The sequence below is a fragment of the Seonamhaeicola marinus genome, assembly GCF_008085455.1.
This window is the reverse complement of record NZ_VSDQ01000812.1, coordinates 1-936: the sequence shown is the minus strand read 5'-3', so window position 1 is coordinate 936 and position 936 is coordinate 1. Positions and strand designations below refer to the sequence as shown.

Sequence of the window (936 nt, the reverse complement as noted above, 5' to 3'; positions counted from 1 at the left end):
ATCACATATTTGCCACTTATGGTAATTAACCGCAGAAAACTCGGTGTAATCTGTAACCCTAATAGGGTATAAATGACAAGATACAGGTTTTTTCCAGCTAACTTCACCTTGGTTATAAGCTTCTTCAATAGCACAAAGTGCCGTGTTATTTTCATCAAAAATCACGTAAGCACAGTCTGCATTATCAATTAATGGTGTTTCCAACTCACCATCTTCAGTAGTTATAAAAGTACCTTGGCGCTCAATAGCCTCAATACCTTCTTTACGTAGAAAGGGCTTTACTTTTGGGTAAATATCCTCAAGTATTTTGGTTTCGGCCTCATCAAGCGGTGCACCTGCATCACCATCAATACAACATGCGCCTTTGCATGCACTTAAATTACATACAAATTCTTTTTTTAACACGTCTTCTGATACTATTGTTTTTCCTAATTGAAACATGCCTGCAAAAATAGAAAACTTTAAATTTAATTTAACACCTAAATGTTGTATTAAATACCGACATTTGCAAAAAATTTAATAAATACAGCATGCAATTAATATTTAAAGAAATTATTACTGCATTTATGGTTTTATTTGCAGTAATTGATATTGTAGGCAACATACCTATTATAATAGATTTACGCAAAAAAGTGGGGCATATTCAAAGTGAAAAAGCGTCAATTATTGCAGGGGCTATTATGATTGTTTTTTTGTTTTTGGGTAAAAGTATTTTAAACCTCATTGGTATTGATGTTAACTCTTTTGCCATTGCTGGTGCTTTTATTTTATTTTTTATTGCCTTAGAAATGATTTTAGGCATAACACTTTACAAAGAAGAAGACAATAATGTAATGACTGCTTCAATTTTTCCGTTAGCATTCCCTTTAATTGCTGGCCCTGGTAGCTTAACTACCTTACTATCATTACGAGCAGAATTTAGAGTTGAAAACATTA

General features: G+C 32.6%; 2 protein-coding genes. One reads left to right on the top strand and one right to left on the bottom strand.

The features are described 5' to 3' along the window. Positions 1 to 441 (bottom strand): DUF3109 family protein (locus tag FUA24_RS23665; RefSeq protein WP_148545792.1); only part of this gene is annotated, 441 nt, incomplete at its 3' end. A gap of 89 nt (positions 442 to 530) precedes the next feature. On the opposite strand from FUA24_RS23665, the gene FUA24_RS23660 reads away from it, so the two are divergent. After that, a partial coding sequence (locus FUA24_RS23660; protein WP_148545790.1) for a MarC family protein occupies positions 531 to 936 on the top strand: 406 nt, incomplete at its 3' end.